Annotated in this window: 12 protein-coding genes and 2 tRNA genes; 5 read left to right on the top strand and 9 right to left on the bottom strand. The window is 70.9% G+C overall.

Annotated features, from left to right (window positions below):
* Positions 1 to 79: 79 nt before the first annotated feature.
* Positions 80 to 475 carry a cyclic nucleotide-binding/CBS domain-containing protein gene (locus tag ACIPK4_RS04260; protein WP_054223172.1) on the top strand — a complete coding sequence of 132 codons (396 nt, stop codon included), beginning with the start codon at positions 80 to 82 and terminating at the stop codon, positions 473 to 475.
* A 57-nt stretch (positions 476 to 532) separates the two neighbouring features.
* Here the strand turns inward: ACIPK4_RS04260 and ACIPK4_RS04255 are convergent, their stop codons facing one another.
* On the bottom strand, positions 533 to 2,011 hold the full coding sequence (locus ACIPK4_RS04255) for a catalase (RefSeq protein ID WP_402309177.1): 1,479 nt from the start codon (positions 2,009 to 2,011) through the stop codon (positions 533 to 535).
* Positions 2,012 to 2,133: 122 nt separating this feature from the next.
* Here ACIPK4_RS04255 and ACIPK4_RS04250 point away from each other — a divergent pair, with 122 nt between their 5' ends.
* A complete protein-coding gene (locus ACIPK4_RS04250) occupies positions 2,134 to 2,550 on the top strand; it encodes a Fur family transcriptional regulator (RefSeq protein WP_053784599.1) in 417 nt (138 codons plus the stop codon).
* A 111-nt stretch (positions 2,551 to 2,661) separates the two neighbouring features.
* On the opposite strand, the gene ACIPK4_RS04245 is transcribed toward ACIPK4_RS04250, so the two are convergent.
* From ACIPK4_RS04245 to ACIPK4_RS04230, 4 genes are all read right to left on the bottom strand, one after another.
* A tRNA-Met gene (locus ACIPK4_RS04245) sits at positions 2,662 to 2,735 on the bottom strand.
* A gap of 127 nt (positions 2,736 to 2,862) precedes the next feature.
* Positions 2,863 to 4,719 carry a tetratricopeptide repeat protein gene (locus ACIPK4_RS04240; RefSeq protein ID WP_402309175.1) on the bottom strand — a complete coding sequence of 619 codons (1,857 nt, stop codon included), beginning with the start codon at positions 4,717 to 4,719 and terminating at the stop codon, positions 2,863 to 2,865.
* A gap of 202 nt (positions 4,720 to 4,921) precedes the next feature.
* Positions 4,922 to 4,995: transfer RNA gene (locus ACIPK4_RS04235), tRNA-Met, on the bottom strand.
* A gap of 45 nt (positions 4,996 to 5,040) precedes the next feature.
* Positions 5,041 to 7,917 (bottom strand): UPF0182 family protein, encoded by a 2,877-nt coding sequence (locus tag ACIPK4_RS04230; protein ID WP_402309704.1) that lies wholly within the window; start codon positions 7,915 to 7,917, stop codon positions 5,041 to 5,043.
* A gap of 143 nt (positions 7,918 to 8,060) precedes the next feature.
* Here ACIPK4_RS04230 and ACIPK4_RS04225 point away from each other — a divergent pair, with 143 nt between their 5' ends.
* Positions 8,061 to 8,633 (top strand): PPA1309 family protein, encoded by a 573-nt coding sequence (locus ACIPK4_RS04225; RefSeq protein ID WP_376204583.1) that lies wholly within the window; start codon positions 8,061 to 8,063, stop codon positions 8,631 to 8,633.
* Positions 8,634 to 8,693: 60 nt separating this feature from the next.
* On the opposite strand, the gene ACIPK4_RS04220 is transcribed toward ACIPK4_RS04225, so the two are convergent.
* The 4 genes from ACIPK4_RS04220 to ACIPK4_RS04205 all read right to left on the bottom strand — a co-directional run bounded on the left by ACIPK4_RS04220 (position 8,694) and on the right by ACIPK4_RS04205 (position 11,995).
* Entirely contained in the window at positions 8,694 to 9,779 is a 1,086-nt protein-coding gene (locus ACIPK4_RS04220) for a PDZ domain-containing protein (protein ID WP_402309173.1), read from the bottom strand.
* Between the two features lie 107 nt (positions 9,780 to 9,886).
* Positions 9,887 to 10,084, bottom strand: a complete 198-nt coding sequence (locus ACIPK4_RS04215; RefSeq protein WP_054223145.1) for a hypothetical protein — start codon at positions 10,082 to 10,084, stop codon at positions 9,887 to 9,889.
* A gap of 157 nt (positions 10,085 to 10,241) precedes the next feature.
* Entirely contained in the window at positions 10,242 to 10,703 is a 462-nt protein-coding gene (locus ACIPK4_RS04210; protein ID WP_054223146.1) for a molybdenum cofactor biosynthesis protein MoaE, read from the bottom strand.
* Between the two features lie 137 nt (positions 10,704 to 10,840).
* Positions 10,841 to 11,995 (bottom strand): SDR family oxidoreductase, encoded by a 1,155-nt coding sequence (locus ACIPK4_RS04205; protein WP_402309170.1) that lies wholly within the window; start codon positions 11,993 to 11,995, stop codon positions 10,841 to 10,843.
* 191 nt (positions 11,996 to 12,186) lie between these two features.
* On the opposite strand from ACIPK4_RS04205, the gene ACIPK4_RS04200 reads away from it, so the two are divergent.
* The gene (locus ACIPK4_RS04200; protein ID WP_402309169.1) at positions 12,187 to 13,635 is read left to right on the top strand and encodes a zinc-dependent metalloprotease; all 1,449 of its coding nucleotides are present in this window, start codon (positions 12,187 to 12,189) and stop codon (positions 13,633 to 13,635) included.
* Positions 13,632 to 14,156, top strand: a complete 525-nt coding sequence (locus ACIPK4_RS04195) for an NUDIX hydrolase (protein WP_402309167.1) — start codon at positions 13,632 to 13,634, stop codon at positions 14,154 to 14,156. Before ACIPK4_RS04200 ends, ACIPK4_RS04195 begins: the two co-directional genes overlap by 4 nt.
* Positions 14,157 to 14,232: the final 76 nt, after the last annotated feature.

Below are 14,232 nucleotides of genomic sequence, written 5' to 3'. Positions count from 1 at the left end.
TGAGACTCCTCCGCTTGTGCGCTTGTGAAGACCTTCTCTAAGTGCGGCGGGGGACTCTCCACAGGAGGTGGTTCTCTTCATGCTCGTCCGCGACGCCATGAGCACCGTGATCCTCACCCTCGGACCCGCCCACACCCTCCGGCAGGCGGCCTGCCTGATGTCCGGCCGCCGTGTCGGCGCAGCCGTCGTCCTCGATCCCGACCACAGCGGGATCGGCATCCTGACCGAACGCGACATCCTCAACTCCCTCGGCGCGGGACACGATCCCGACCGGGAGTCCGTGGGTGCGCACACCACCAACAACGTGGTGTTCTGCACCCCGCAGGCCACCGTCCAGGAGGCTGCGGAGGCCATGGTCAGCGGCGGTTTCCGCCATCTGATCGTGCTGGAGCACGGCGGCCCCGTCGGCATCGTGTCCGTACGCGACGTCATCCGCTGCTGGGTGCCGGCACGGCGCAGCGCCGTACCTGCGTAAAGCCGGAGGGCCGGCCCCCTGACGGGGTCCGGCCCTCCGGCTCTCGGCGCGGGGCGTTCAGCCGCGCAGGGCCTGGACCGCGGCCTCCAGCCGCTTGCCGAAGTCGCCGTCTGCCTGGCGGAAGTTGTTGATCGCCCGCTCGGCGATGTCGTCACGGGAGACCTTGGCGATGAAGCCGGAGAGGTTCTCGATCAGACGGGACTTCTCGTCCTCGGACATCAGCCGGTAGAGGGTGCCGGCCTGGACGAAGTCATTGTCCTCGGAGTGCACCGGGGCGGCGTGGTTGCCCGTGCCGCCGGTCAGCGGGACGGGCTGCCACAGCGGGCGGTCCGTCTGGTGCGGGCCGCCGAAGCTGTTCGGCTCGTAGTTCTTCGCACCCTTGTGGCGGCCGTCGTACAGGAAGCCGTCACGGGAGTTGGTGCGCGCCTCGGTGGCGTGCGGGCGGTTCACCGGCAGGTGGTCGGCGTTGATGCCGACGCGGTAGCGGTGGGCGTCGCCGTACGCGAAGAGGCGGCCCTGGAGCATCTTGTCCGGGGACGGACCGATGCCGGGGACGAAGTGGGCCGGGCTGAAGATGGACTGCTCGACCTCGGCGAAGACGTTCTCCGGGTTGCGGTTGAGCTCCAGCTTGCCGATCTCGATCGGGGGGTAGTCCGCGTGCGGCCACACCTTGGTGAGGTCGAACGGGTTGAAGCGGTACTGGGCCGCTTCGGCGGCGGGCATGATCTGGACCTGCACGGTCCAGGTCGGGAAGTCGCCGCGCTCGATGGCCTCGCGCAGGTCGCGCTGGTGCGAGTCGGGGTCCTCGCCGGCGAGCCGGTTGGCCTCGGCCTGGGTGAGGTTCTTGATGCCCTGGTCGGTCTTGAAGTGGTACTTGACCCAGAAGACCTCGCCGGCCTCGTTGTTCCACTGGAACGTGTGCGAGCCGTAGCCGTTCATGTGACGGTAGGACGCGGGTATGCCGCGGTCGCCGAACAGCCAGGTCACCTGGTGGGTGGACTCGGGCGACAGGCCCCAGAAGTCCCAGACGTTGTCGGCCTCCTGCGAGCCGGTGTACGGGTCGCGCTTCTGGGTGTGGATGAAGTCCGGGAACTTGATGGCGTCCTTGATGAAGAACACCGGGGTGTTGTTGCCGACGAGGTCGTAGTTGCCCTCTTCGGTGTAGAACTTCAGCGCCCAGCCGCGGGGGTCGCGCACCGCGTCGGCCGCACCGAGGTTGCCCGCGACGGTGGAGAAGCGCAGGAACGTTTCCGTCTGCTTGCCGACCTCGGACAGGAACGCGGCCCGGGTCCACTGCGAGACGTCACGGGTCAGGGTGAACGTGCCGTACGCACCGGCGCCGCGGGCGTGCACCACGCGCTCCGGGATGCGCTCGCGGTTGAAGTGCGCGAGCTTCTCCAGCAGCAGCTGGTCCTGGACCAGGACGGGTCCGCCGACGCCGGCCGTCTCGCTGTTCTGGTTGTCGGCGACCGGAGCCCCGGCCTCCGTGGTGAGCGGTCCCTGCGTCACGTGCGCCTCCTGCGTCGTTCCTGCCATGTGCCTGTCCTTGGCTCCTGCTGCACTCGATCCTACGATGGACTTTGTCTAAGTCAAGCAAGGTTCCAACTCCATACGGGTTCGGGAGTTACACCGGACCCTGCACTGTTAGGCTGGTGTCCATGAGTGACCTGCTGGAACGACTTCGCGGACGCGGATGGCGCATGACCGCACAGCGGCGCGTCGTGGCCGAGGTGCTCGACGGTGACCACGTTCACCTGACGGCCGACGAGGTGCATGCGCGCGCGGTGGACAAGCTGCCGGAGATCTCGCGCGCCACCGTCTACAACACGCTGGGTGAGCTCGTGTCCCTCGGCGAGGTGCTGGAGGTCTCCACGGACCGCCGGGCCAAGCGGTACGACCCGAACGCCCACCAGCCGCACCAGCACCTGGTCTGCGCCCAGTGCGGCGCGATCCGCGACGTGCACCCGTCGGGCAACCCGCTGGCCGACCTCCCGGACGCGGAGCGCTTCGGCTTCGTCGTCTCGGCGGTCGAGGTGACGTACCGGGGGCTGTGCCCGTCCTGCGCGGGGGCCTGAGGAACCCGACCGGACCGACGAAGGGCCCGGGAGCACTGCTCCCGGGCCCTTCCTCGTTCCCGAAAACGACTGAAGGCCCGGATCCAGAGGATCCGGGCCTTCAGTCATCAGTAGCGGGGACAGGATTTGAACCTGCGACCTCTGGGTTATGAGCCCAGCGAGCTACCGAGCTGCTCCACCCCGCGTCGGTGAACACGACTTTACGCGACGCCTCCGTACAGATGCAAATCGCTTAACGATGGGCCGGCGACCCCGGCTGCGGTCCCCGCATCCCCGCTCCCCGGCCGGGGAGGGGTTGCGGGGATGCGCCGCTCAGGCGGAGAGTTCCTCCGCGAGGGCCTCCCGGAGGCGGGCCGCGCGTTCGGAGACTTCGGCCGGGCCCAGTTCCATGGCGCGCACGCACCACTTCTGCCCCTCGGCCAGGTCCCCGTGCCGGGCGGCCAGCAGCCCCAGGCGCAGTGCGGCCCGGCCGTGGCCGGCCACCGCGGCCCGGGTCCACCACAGTGCGGCCTCCGGCTCGTTCCCCTCGCGCGCCAGCAGCAGCCCGAGGTTGAAGGCCCCGTTGCGGGAACCGGCCTCGGCCGCCTCCCGGTACCACCGGGCCGCGACCGCCGCATCGCCCCGCGCGGCGGCCAGCATCCCGACCCGCACCTGGGCCCGCCGGTGTCCCAGCTCCGCGGCCCGCTCGTACCACTCCTCGCTCTCGGTGCGCGGGGCGCTGCCCACCGGCTCGCCCAGCGCCACCGGCTCCGGCGGCGGAGCCAGCGACTCCAGCAGCGCCGCCAGCCGGAACGCCGCCTCCGCGCTGCCGCCTCCGGCGGCGCAGCGCAGGTGCCGCTCGGCCGCGCGGTCCTCGCCGTCGCGGACCAGCGCGATCCCGACCTGAAGCGCCGCGTCGGTGTGGCCCGCGGAGGCGGCCCGCTCGTACCACTTCAGCGCGGTCCGGTCGTCGTCCCGGCTCGCGAACAGGATCCCGAGGTTGAACGCGGCGTCGACGCTGCCGGCCTCGGCCGCCTTCGAGAACCACGGCTCGGCCCCGGCCGCGTCCCCGACCTGGAGCAGCATGATCGCGAGGGCGTTGGCGGCCTCCCGGTGCCCGGCGTAGGCGGCGCGCCGGTACCAGTGCTCGGCCTGCGCGGTGCGCTCCTGTGCGGCGCACAGCAAAGCAAGGTTGTACGCCCCGTTCTGGTCGCCCGCGTCCATGGCGGCGCGGTACCACTTCTCCGCGGTCTGGGTCTCGCCCCGCGCGGCGTGCAGCGCGCCCAGGGCGTTGGCGGCGTTCCCGTCCCCGTCCTGCGCGGCCCGGTTCCACCACGCGACGGCGCTCTCCTCGTCGCCCGCGTCGCGCAGCAGGAAGCCGAGCGCGCACGCGGCGCGCGCCTCGCCCTGCTTGGCGGAGGTCAGGTACCAGCGCCCGGCCTCCTTGAGTTCCCCGCGCGCCTCCAGCAGGGCGCCCAGGTGCAGGGCGGCCTGCCGGTGCCCGCGCGCGGCGGCCTGGCGGTACCACTGCTCGGCCTCGGCGGGGTCGCCCTTGCGCAGGTGCCGGGCCAGCCGGTAGGCGGCCTCGCGGTGCCCCTGCTCGGCGGCCTGGCGCAGCCAGCGTTCGACGCCCTTGTCGCCGCGGTGCTCCAGCAGCTCGGCGAGCCCGTACGCGCCGAGGGCATGGCCGGATTCCGCCGCCTGGCGCAGCCAGTACTCGGCGGCGGGCTCGTCCCCGCGCTCGCGGAAGTGGCGGCCCAGCGCGTGTGCGGCCGGTGCGGATCCGGCGACGGCGGCGACCCGCCACCAGCCGGCGGCCTCCTCGGGGTAACCCCGCTGGAGCAGCAGCACTCCCAGGTTGTTGGCGGCGGCGCGGTCCCCCTCCGCGGTGGCGCCGCGCAGGTACGGCTCGGCGCCGGCCAGGTCGCCGCGGCGCAGCAGCAGCGCCCCGAGCACGCTCATGGCGCCCGGGTCGCCCCGGTCGGCCGCGACGCGGTGCCGTGCTTCCAGCTCGGTGTCGCTCGCCGGGTCGGTCTCGGCGAACATTTCCTCCGCGAAATCCGCATCGGTCAAGGCGGTCTGCGCGTTAACGACCGGAGCCTCCTCATCGGCCTCTGCGCCCGATTCGACTTCCGCCCTCACAAACCGCCCTGTCTCCAGCAGAGTTGACCTGTCCCCCATAAATCCCATCGTCGCATCACCTGCTACCCGCGTACACCTGGTATGTCGCAGCCTGTGAGGTCACTACAGCGTTTTGTCGACATGCCCACAGAGAGATAAGTCAAACACGGTCCCGCCCCAACTCACCCGTCTCAGCTACCACATGACCCCGCGTGTCCCCCCTGGACATGACGAAGGCCCGGATCCCATGGATCCGGGCCTTCATCTTCAGTAGCGGGGACAGGATTTGAACCTGCGACCTCTGGGTTATGAGCCCAGCGAGCTACCGAGCTGCTCCACCCCGCGTCGGTGAAACCACAGTATCACGACGCGGGACTGAGCCATTACCCGTTATCCGCCGGGCTTCGGGGCCGTCAGCTTCGCCTCCGCGTCGATCGCCCGCTGCAGCGCCGCCTTGATGTCGTCCTGCGCCTTGCCGAAGGCCGTCCAGTCACCGGACTGACGGGCCTTCTCGGCCGCGTCGATCGCCTTCTTCGCGTCGTCGAGCGCCGCCTTGACCGTCGGGTCCTGGGAGGTCGGGGGCGTGGTGGTGCCCTCGCCCGGCGGGGTCACGGGGGCCACCGGCACCGTCGGCGCCTCCGCCCCGAACACCACGTTCAGCGCCTTCTCCAGGCTGTCCTCGAACGCCGTCTGGTTGCCGTAGGTCACCAGCACCTTGCGCAGCAGCGGGTACTTCAGCCCCGAACTGCGCACGTACACCGGCTCCACGTACAGCATCCCGCCGTCGAGCGGCACCGCGAGCAGGTTGCCGTACTCGACCTCGGAGTCGCCGCCGCGCAGCAGCCGGATCGACTCGGCGATCTTCGGTTCCGACTGGAACTTGCTCTGCACCTGCTTGGGGCCGTCGACCGGCTTGCTGGTCGGCAGCTTCAGGATCCTGATCTTGCCGTAATCCTGGGTGCCCGGATCGGCGTTGACCGCCATGAAGGCGCTCAGGTTGTCCCGCTCGTTCGGCGTGAACGTCGTCGTGAGCGAGAAGACCTGGTCCTTCTCCTTCTGGTCCGGCATCTTCATCGACAGGTAGTACGGCGGGACCGCCGTGCCGGCCTTGGTCGTCGGGTCGTCCGGGACGGCCCAGGCCTCACTGCCGCTGAGGAACGTCTGCGGGTCCGTGACGTGGTACCGGGTGAGCAGCTCGCGCTGGACCTTGAAGAGGTCCTGCGGGTAGCGCAGGTGGTCCATGAGCGGCTTGGAGATCTCGCTCTTGGGCTTGACCGTTCCCGGGAAGGCCTTCATCCAGGTCTTGAGGACCGGGTCCTGGGTGTCCCACTGGTACAGGTCGACCGTGCCGTCGTAGGCGTCGACCGTGGCCTTGACCGAGTTGCGGATGTAGTTGACCTGGTTCTCCTGGGCCACCACCGCGCGCTGGCTGTTGGTGAGGGAGTCCGCGGTGCTCTGGCCCAGCGTGGTGCGCGAGGCGTACGGGTAGCCGTTCGTCGTCGTGTAGGCGTCGACGATCCACTTGATCCGGCCGTCGACGACCGCCGGGTACGGCGCCCCGTCGATGGTCAGCCACGGGGCGACGGCCTCGACGCGCTCCTTGGGCGTGCGGTGGTAGAGGATCCGCGAGCCGTCGCCGATGGCGCCGGAGTACAGGATCTGCGGCTCGCTGAACGCGAGTGCGTACGCCGCCCGGTTGACCGGGTTGTCGAGGTTGACGCCGGAGTCGCCCTTGTAGCTCGTCTCCTTCTCGCCCTTGTCGTCCGAGTAGTCGAGCTCCTTCTGCGGTCCGCCGACGATCGAGTACTGCTTCGTCTGCTCGCCGTAGTAGATGCGCTGCTCGAAGTCCGTGCCGAACATGCCCTTGGAGGGCAGGTCGGACTGGGTGAAGTCGGGGGCGCCGTCCTTGACCGTGGTGCCCTTGGCGGCGACCACGCCGTAACCGTGCGTGTACTTGAAGTGGTCGTTGATCCAGTTGTTCTTCGGGATGCCGGCGATGTTCAGCTCGCGCAGCCCGATGACCGTGTCCTGGCCGCTGTACCGGTCCACGGCGAGCGTGGACGGGAAGGCGTAGTAGCCCTTGACCTGCTGCAGCTGCTGGAAGGCCGGCGAGACGATGTTCGGGTCGAGGAGCCGGACGCTGGCCGTGGTGTCGGCCACCTGCCGCAGCTTGGTCTTGTCGTCGGTCTGCGGGACGCCCGGGTAGTCCTTGACCTCGGAGCGGTCGATCCCGTAGGCGTTGCGCGTCGCCTCGATGTTCTTCTCGACGTACGGGGATTCCTTGGCCTGCTCGTTCGGCTGGACCTGGAACTTCTGCACGATCGCCGGGTAGAGCCCGCCGATCAGGATCGCCGAGAGCACCATCAGGCCGAAGCCGATGACCGGCAGCTGCCACGTGCGCCGCCACAGCGTCGCGAAGAAGAGCACGGCGCAGATCGCGGCGATGGCGACGAGGATCGTCTTCGCCGGCAGGTACGCGTTCGCGTCGACGTAGCGCAGGCCGGTCCAGTTGTCCGCGGCCTTGAAGTCGCTCGACTTCACGGCGAGGCCGTACCGGTCGAGCCAGTACGCCACGGCCTTCAGCGTCACGAAGAGACCGAGCAGCACCGACAGGTGCCCGGTCGCCGCGGCGGTGGCCCGGGCGCCCGGGCTCGTCACGCGCAGGCCGCCGTACAGGTAGTGGACGACGACCGCGGCGATCACCGACAGTACGACCGCGGCGAAGCCGAAGCCGAGGAGGAAGCGGTACCAGGGCAGGTCGAAGGTGTAGAACGACACGTCCAGATGGAACTGGGGGTCCTTCTGCCCGAAGGGCACCCCGTTCACGTACATCAGCCAGGTCTTCCACTGGCCGGCCGCCGAGGCGCCCGCGATCATGCCGACGAGCGCCGCGATCCCGAGGAGCAGCCACGTCTTGTACGGGGCGACGCTCATCCGGTAGCGGTCGAGGCTCTGCTGCTCCATCGACATCGCGGACAGCGGTGGCCGCAGCCGGTACGCCAGCCAGATGTTCAGGCCGACGGCGCCCGCCATCAGCAGGCCGAAGACGGCGAAGAGGCCGATCTTGGTCCACAGGGTGGTGGTGAAGACGGTGGAGTACTTGACGGAGCGGAACCAGAGCCAGTCCGTCCAGAAGCCCGCGAACATGACGAACGCCATGCCCAGGACGGCCAGTACGCCCAAGGTCATCAGAAGAGTGCGGGCGCGCCGGGAGGGGCGGCCGACTCTCATCCGTGGCCCGGAAGGGCCTCCGCCGCGGTCCGGCATCTGGAAAGCCAAGGTGCGCACCTCGAAAGTCGCTGAGTGTCGTGGCTGGACATTTCAAAAGCTGGGCCCCCGATCGTAGGGCCCACTCATGCAACTTACTGAGGCTTTAGTCAGTTCCCGGTATCGGCCGGAAAGGAGGCAGGATGTTGTCCATGTCCAACCTTTCGCCTTCCCCGGGCACGCCGATGGCGGCCACTCCCCTGACGCGTGCCGTCCTCGAGATCGACGAGTACGCCTCCTCCCTCGGCTGGGACAAGCCTGCCCGGCTGTTCGCTCTCGTCGACACGGCCCGGCTCCGCAAGTCGGAACCGCGGCTCGCGGGCCAGCTCGGCCTCGACCAGGACGACGCCGGCAAGAGCCAGCTCACCCCGATCGAGCAGGAGGAGGTGCCCAAGGGCACGCCGCTGGACAAGTTCCTGGGAACCATCGCCTGGCCCCCGTCGATCGTCGGCTGCGCGCTGACCGTGGAGCGGCTGATGCTGCCGCCGTCCGCGGAGGCCTCCGTACCGGAGGGGCTCAGCGACAAGCAGCTGGCCAAGTGGGTCGCCGCCCATCCGGACCGGCAGGAGGTGCGCCTGACCGTGGGCGTGCTGCGCGACGGCTCGCGCGAGTCCGCGGTGCGGCTGCGCGAGAAGGACTCCTCGACCGAGGTGCTGACCGGCGCGAGCCTGGTGCCGGGCCTGGCCGAGGCGCTGGCAGCGACGTTCCTGGACTGAGCGGGTCGGGCGGCCGGTCCCGCCCGCCCGGGCCCGTCCTGCGGATCGGGCGGCCGGGCCCTAGCCGCACTGCGGCAGGCCGGCCGTGTCCCCCTTGCTGATCTTCTCCAGTGCCTTCGTGGCGTCGTCGATGGTGGAGACCTTCACGAGGGTCAGGCCGTCGGGGACGTGCTGGGCGGCGGAGGAGCAGTTCTCGGCGGGCGTCAGGAAGTACTCGGCGCCGGCCTTGCGGGCGCCGATCGTCTTCATCTGGATGCCGCCGATCGGGCCGACCTTGCCGGTGTCGTCGATGGTGCCGGTGCCCGCGACGAACTTGCCGCCGGTCAGATCGCCCGGGGTGAGCTTGTCGACGATGCCGAGGGCGAACATCAGGCCCGCGCTCGGGCCGCCGACGTCGGCGAGCTTGATGTCGATGGCGAACGGGAAGGTGTGGTCGGTGCCCGCCCGGATGCCGACGATGGCGTGCCCGTCGCCCTCCGCCTTGGCGGTGGTGATCACGACCTTGGTCGTGCCGGTGGGCTCCTGGTGCGCCTTCTCGGCCGCGGCCGCCTCGGCGGCGGGCACGATCGTGAACTCGACCGGCTCGCCGGCCTTGCGCCTGGTGACGAGCTTGGCCACGTCCTCCGGGGCGTTGACCGGGCTGCCGTCGACGGCCCGGATCACGTCACCGGCGTGCAGCTTGCCCTCGGCGGGGCTGCCCTTGACGACGGTGGAGACCACGACGCGGGACGTGACGCCCGGGGTGCCCAGCTGCTTGAGGGCCGCCACCTTGGCGCTCTCCTGCGACTGGCTGAACTCCTCGGCGTTCTCCTGGGTGGACTGCTCCTCCGTCTTCCCGCCCGGGTAGAGGTTCTCGTGCGGGACGACGATGTTGTCGTCGGAGAGCCAGCCGTAGACCGCTTCCAGCAGGTTCATGTCGTAGTCGGCGCCGGTGACCCGGACCGTCGTCATGTTGAGGTGCCCGCTAGCCGGGTACGTCTTGTGGTCCGCGATGCTGATGACGGGCTCGCCGTGCGAGTCCCCGAGCGTGTTCACCGTCGGGCCCGGGCTCATTTCCGAGTACGGGACCTTGATGAACACCCCTGCGCAGAGCAGCGCGAACAGCAGGAGGGTGGAGGCGAGCATCGTCGCAGTGCGGCGTGGCATGGATCGACAGTACGGGACGCCCCTGACGGGCGGCCGCCGGGGCCGGTCCGACGGGGACCGCGGGCGGAACTCTCAGCGGATTCTCAGGGGGCCTCGTCCGGGACGCGTCATACCGCGTCGGAACCGGAATGGGCCGCTTCCTTCACCCTGGCCTGATCGGCCCTGTCCATGGCTTCACGGAACCTCGCGTATCCCGCGAGTTCGGATATGTCACCTTGAGTGCGGTCGCGTGCCGCCCAGCTGCCCCATATCGCCGCTCCGACGGCGGCGAACAGCGGGATCAGCAACCATGCCAGTGACGCCATGGACGTGCCTCCCTGCCCCGAAAAGTACGTGTCGTTGGTGGCTTCAACGCTCGTGCCCGGGAAGGGGTTACGCAAATCGAGGGCGTGTTGCGCGGCCGAACGGGTGGGACAGTACAAGATCGCCCCCCGGCTCCCGCACGCGGCCCCCCGAACCTGCTCAGCAGGCGCCGACCCACTCCTCGGTACCGTCCGAGAACGTCTGGTGCTTCCAGATCGGCACCTCGTGCTTCAGGTCGTCGATCAGCATCCGGCACGCCTCGAAGGCCTCGCCGCGGTGCGGGCAGGACACCGCCACGATCACCGCGAGATCGCCGACGGACAGGTCGCCGATGCGGTGGACGGCGGCCAGGGCGCGGACCGGGTACTTGTCGATCACGCGCTCGGCGATGCGGCGCATCTCGGCCTCGGCCGTGGGATGGCACGAGTAGCCGAGGGCGTCGACGTCGGCCCCGCCGTCGTGGTTGCGCACCGTGCCGACGAAGAGCGTCGTGCCGCCCGTCGCGTCGTCGCCGACGGCCTGGAAGACCTCGTCGATCGAGAGCGGGGTCTCACGGATTTCGAGCAGCCGGATCGGGTCCGTTGCGGCCTGCTCGCCGGGGTGGTCGAAGTGCGGTGCCATGCAGCCATCGTGCACCACGGGTCTCACATCGCGGTATAGCCGATTCGACCGGCTGTACGACCCACGCGTATGGAGCCTCCTACAGGACCGGAGCCCCGGCCGACCGCCCGGACGGGCGGCCGGGGGCCGGGGCGGGGTCAGAGGCCGCGGCGGCGGCGGGCGGCGCGGACCACCGCCGCGGCGCCCAGGAGGGCGACCGTCGCGCCCGCGGCGCCCGCCGCGGTGGCGTCCTTGCGGCCCAGCCGGCGCCCCGCGACCGTGTGCCGGCCCGCGACCTCCTGGAGGAGCTCGGCCAGCACCTCCTCGTTGGTCCAGCGCGGCCGCCAGCCCGCCGCGTGCAGCCCGCTGACGCTGACCACCCACGGGTGCATCGTGTACGCCAGGTCGCCCGCCGGGGACGGCGTCAGGCCGATCCGGTGCAGCCGGGCCGCCGCGCCCAGTGCGACCGCCGACGGGAGCTCCATGCGGCGGATGCCGCTCAGCTCCTCGACCTCCTCCTGCTCCAGCCAGCCCTCGCAGCCCACGGCCAGCTCGCCCTCGACCTTCTCCAGCGCCGCGTACTCCAGCGCGCTGACCAGGTCCTCGACGTGGCAGAACTGCCAGGTCGGCCGGGATCCGGCCACCACGAGCAGGCGCGGGGACTCGAAGTACCGGGTCAGGGCGGTGTCGGTGCCGCCGACCAGCACGGCCGGACGGACCACCGTCACGTTCAGCCCGGGGTGCGCCCGCGGCGCCCGCCGGCCGAGCCGCTCGATCTCCAGCAGGTCGCCGACGCCGGTCGCCTCGGCCGTGGCCCGCAGCTCGGAGTCCTCCGACAGCGGGATGTCGTTGTCCGGCAGGGCGCCGTAGACCATCGCGGACGTGCACAGCACGACCCGGTGCACTCCGGCCGCCGCAGCCGCCGTCAGCACGGTCTGGGTGCCGCGTACGTTGTACGCCGTACGGGCCGCCGGGTCCGTTTCCAGGTCGAGGTCCAGTGCGAGGTGGACGACCACGTCGGCCCCGCGCAGTCTCTCGGCGATCGCGGGGTCCCGTACGTCCAGCACGTGCCACTGCGCGGCGGCGCAGTCACCGCGCCGTTCGTCGATCGCGACGACCTGCTTGACCTCGTCGGAGGCGGCCAGGCGGGCCACCAGGGCCGCCCCCACCCCGGAGGCGGCGCCGGTCACGGCGATCACGGGACCTCGTGCAGCCTGGTTTCGCGGCCGGCGAACGTCTTGGGCGCTCTCGCCGTGCTCAGGGCGGTTTTCGGCGTCGTGCGGCGCGCGAACCTGTGGATCTGGGGAACTCACCAGGCGTCTCCAGCGGTTGTCTTCAGTAGGGACGCGCCGTGACGCGTACCTACCAGGTGATGTCCATCCTGCCGCAGCCCAGGAGCCGGCGGAGCACCGAGCCCGGAAGCGGGTGTGGTGTCTACGCTGGGTGGTGTTGTCGGACCATTTCCCGTCGGCCCTGCCGGCGGCCCTACGAGCCGAGGAAACCCGTGAGCGACACCCCATTCGGATTCGGCCTTCCGCCGGAGGAGCCGGAGAACGGCGACGAAGGCAAGAAGAAGGGCAATCAGGGCGGTCAGGGCGGCCCGAATCCGTTCGGGTTCCCGGGCATGGGCCTGCCGGGCGGCGCCGGCGGCCCGGGCGGCCCGGACAACCCGTTCGCGGCGATGTTCGGGGCGATGAACCCGAACGACCTGGGCGCGGCCTTCCAGCAGCTCGGCCAGATGCTCAGCTACGAGGGCGGTCCCGTGAACTGGGACATGGCCAAGGACATCGCCCGCCAGACCGTCGCGCAGGGCACGGCGGACGGCGTGAAGGACTCCAGCGTCGGCATGGCCGAGAAGTCCGCCGTCGAGGAGGCCGTGCGCCTCGCCGACCACTGGCTGGACGGGGTGACCTCGCTGCCCTCGGGCGCGACCACGGCCGTCGCGTGGAGCCGTGCCGAGTGGGTCGAGGCGACCCTCCCGGTGTGGAAGGAGCTCGTGGACCCGGTCGCCGAGCGCGTCGGCGTGGCGATGGGCAGCGTGCTGCCCGAGGAGATGCAGGCCATGGCGGGCCCGCTGCTCGGCATGATGCGCTCCATGGGCGGGGCCATGTTCGGCCAGCAGATCGGCCAGGCCGTCGGCACGCTCGCGGGCGAGGTCGTCGGCTCCACCGACATCGGTCTGCCGCTGGGCCCGGCCGGCAAGGCGGCGCTGCTGCCGCTGAACATCGAGGGCTTCGGCAAGGACCTGAGCGTCCCGGCCGACGAGGTGCGGCTGTACCTGGCGCTGCGCGAGGCGGCGCACGCCCGGCTGTTCGCGCACGTGCCGTGGCTGCGCTCGCACCTGCTGGGCGCGGTCGAGGGGTACGCGCGGGGCATCAAGGTCGACACCTCCAAGCTGGAGGACGTGGTCGGCCGGCTCGACCCGACGAACCCGGAGCAGCTCCAGGAGGCACTCCAGGGCGGCATGTTCCAGCCGCAGGACACCCCCGAGCAGAAGGCCGCCCTGGCCCGCCTGGAGACGGCGCTCGCGCTGGTCGAGGGCTGGGTGGACGCGGTCGTCCACGAGGCGGCCAAGCCCCGGCTGACCTCGGCGGACGCCATGCGCGAGACCATGCGTCGGCGGCGTGCCTCGGGCGGCCCGGCGGAGCAGACGTTCGCGACCCTGGTCGGGCTGGAGCTGCGCCCGCGCCGGCTGCGGGACGCCTCGCGGCTGTGGGCCTCGCTGACCGACGCCCGCGGCGTGGACGGCCGGGACGGGCTGTGGGAGCACCCGGACATGCTGCCCACGGCCTCCGACCTGGACGACCCGGACGGGTTCGTGCACCGCGAGCAGCTGGACTTCTCCGAGATCGACAAGATGCTCGGCGAGGCGGCCCAGCGGCGCGAGCAGGGCGACCAGGGGGACCAGGGCAGCCGGGGCGACGCCGATGGCGAGGGGGAACCGAAGAAGTGAGCCTGTACGACGACGTGGTCCTGGTCCTGAAGGACTACGAGGACCAGCCCGAGCTGCGCGACCTGTACCTGGAGCACCTGGAGGCGCACCCGGACGGGGTCTACAAGCCCTGCCGGGCGGGGCACATCACCGGCAGCGCGCTGGTCGTGGACCCGGTGGGCGAGCGGGTGCTGCTGACCCTGCACAGGAAGCTCGGCATGTGGCTCCAGATGGGCGGGCACTGCGAGCCCGAGGACACCTCGATCGCGGGGGCCGCGCTGCGCGAGGCCGTCGAGGAGTCGGGCATCGCGTCCGGGCTGACGCTGCTGCCCGGCGGCCCGGTGCGGCTGGACCGGCACCCGATCCCGGCGCCGTGCAACTGGCACCTGGACGTGCAGTACGCGGCGCTGGCCCCGGCCGGCGCGGTGGCGGAGGTCAGCGAGGAGTCGCTGGACGTGCGCTGGTTCCCGTACGGGGAGGTCGCGGCGGTGGCCGACGCCTCGGTCGTACGGCTGCTGGAGGCGACCCGGGCACGGCTCTGACGCGCCGGGTGGTCCATAACGCCGGAAGGGGCGGCCCCGCATCCGCGGAGCCGCCCCTTCCGTGTGCCGTGCGCCC

Source organism: Streptomyces sp. NPDC086989, from assembly GCF_044745505.1.
Lineage (GTDB): Bacteria > Actinomycetota > Actinomycetes > Streptomycetales > Streptomycetaceae > Streptomyces.
This window is presented reverse-complemented; position numbering and strand designations above follow the sequence as displayed.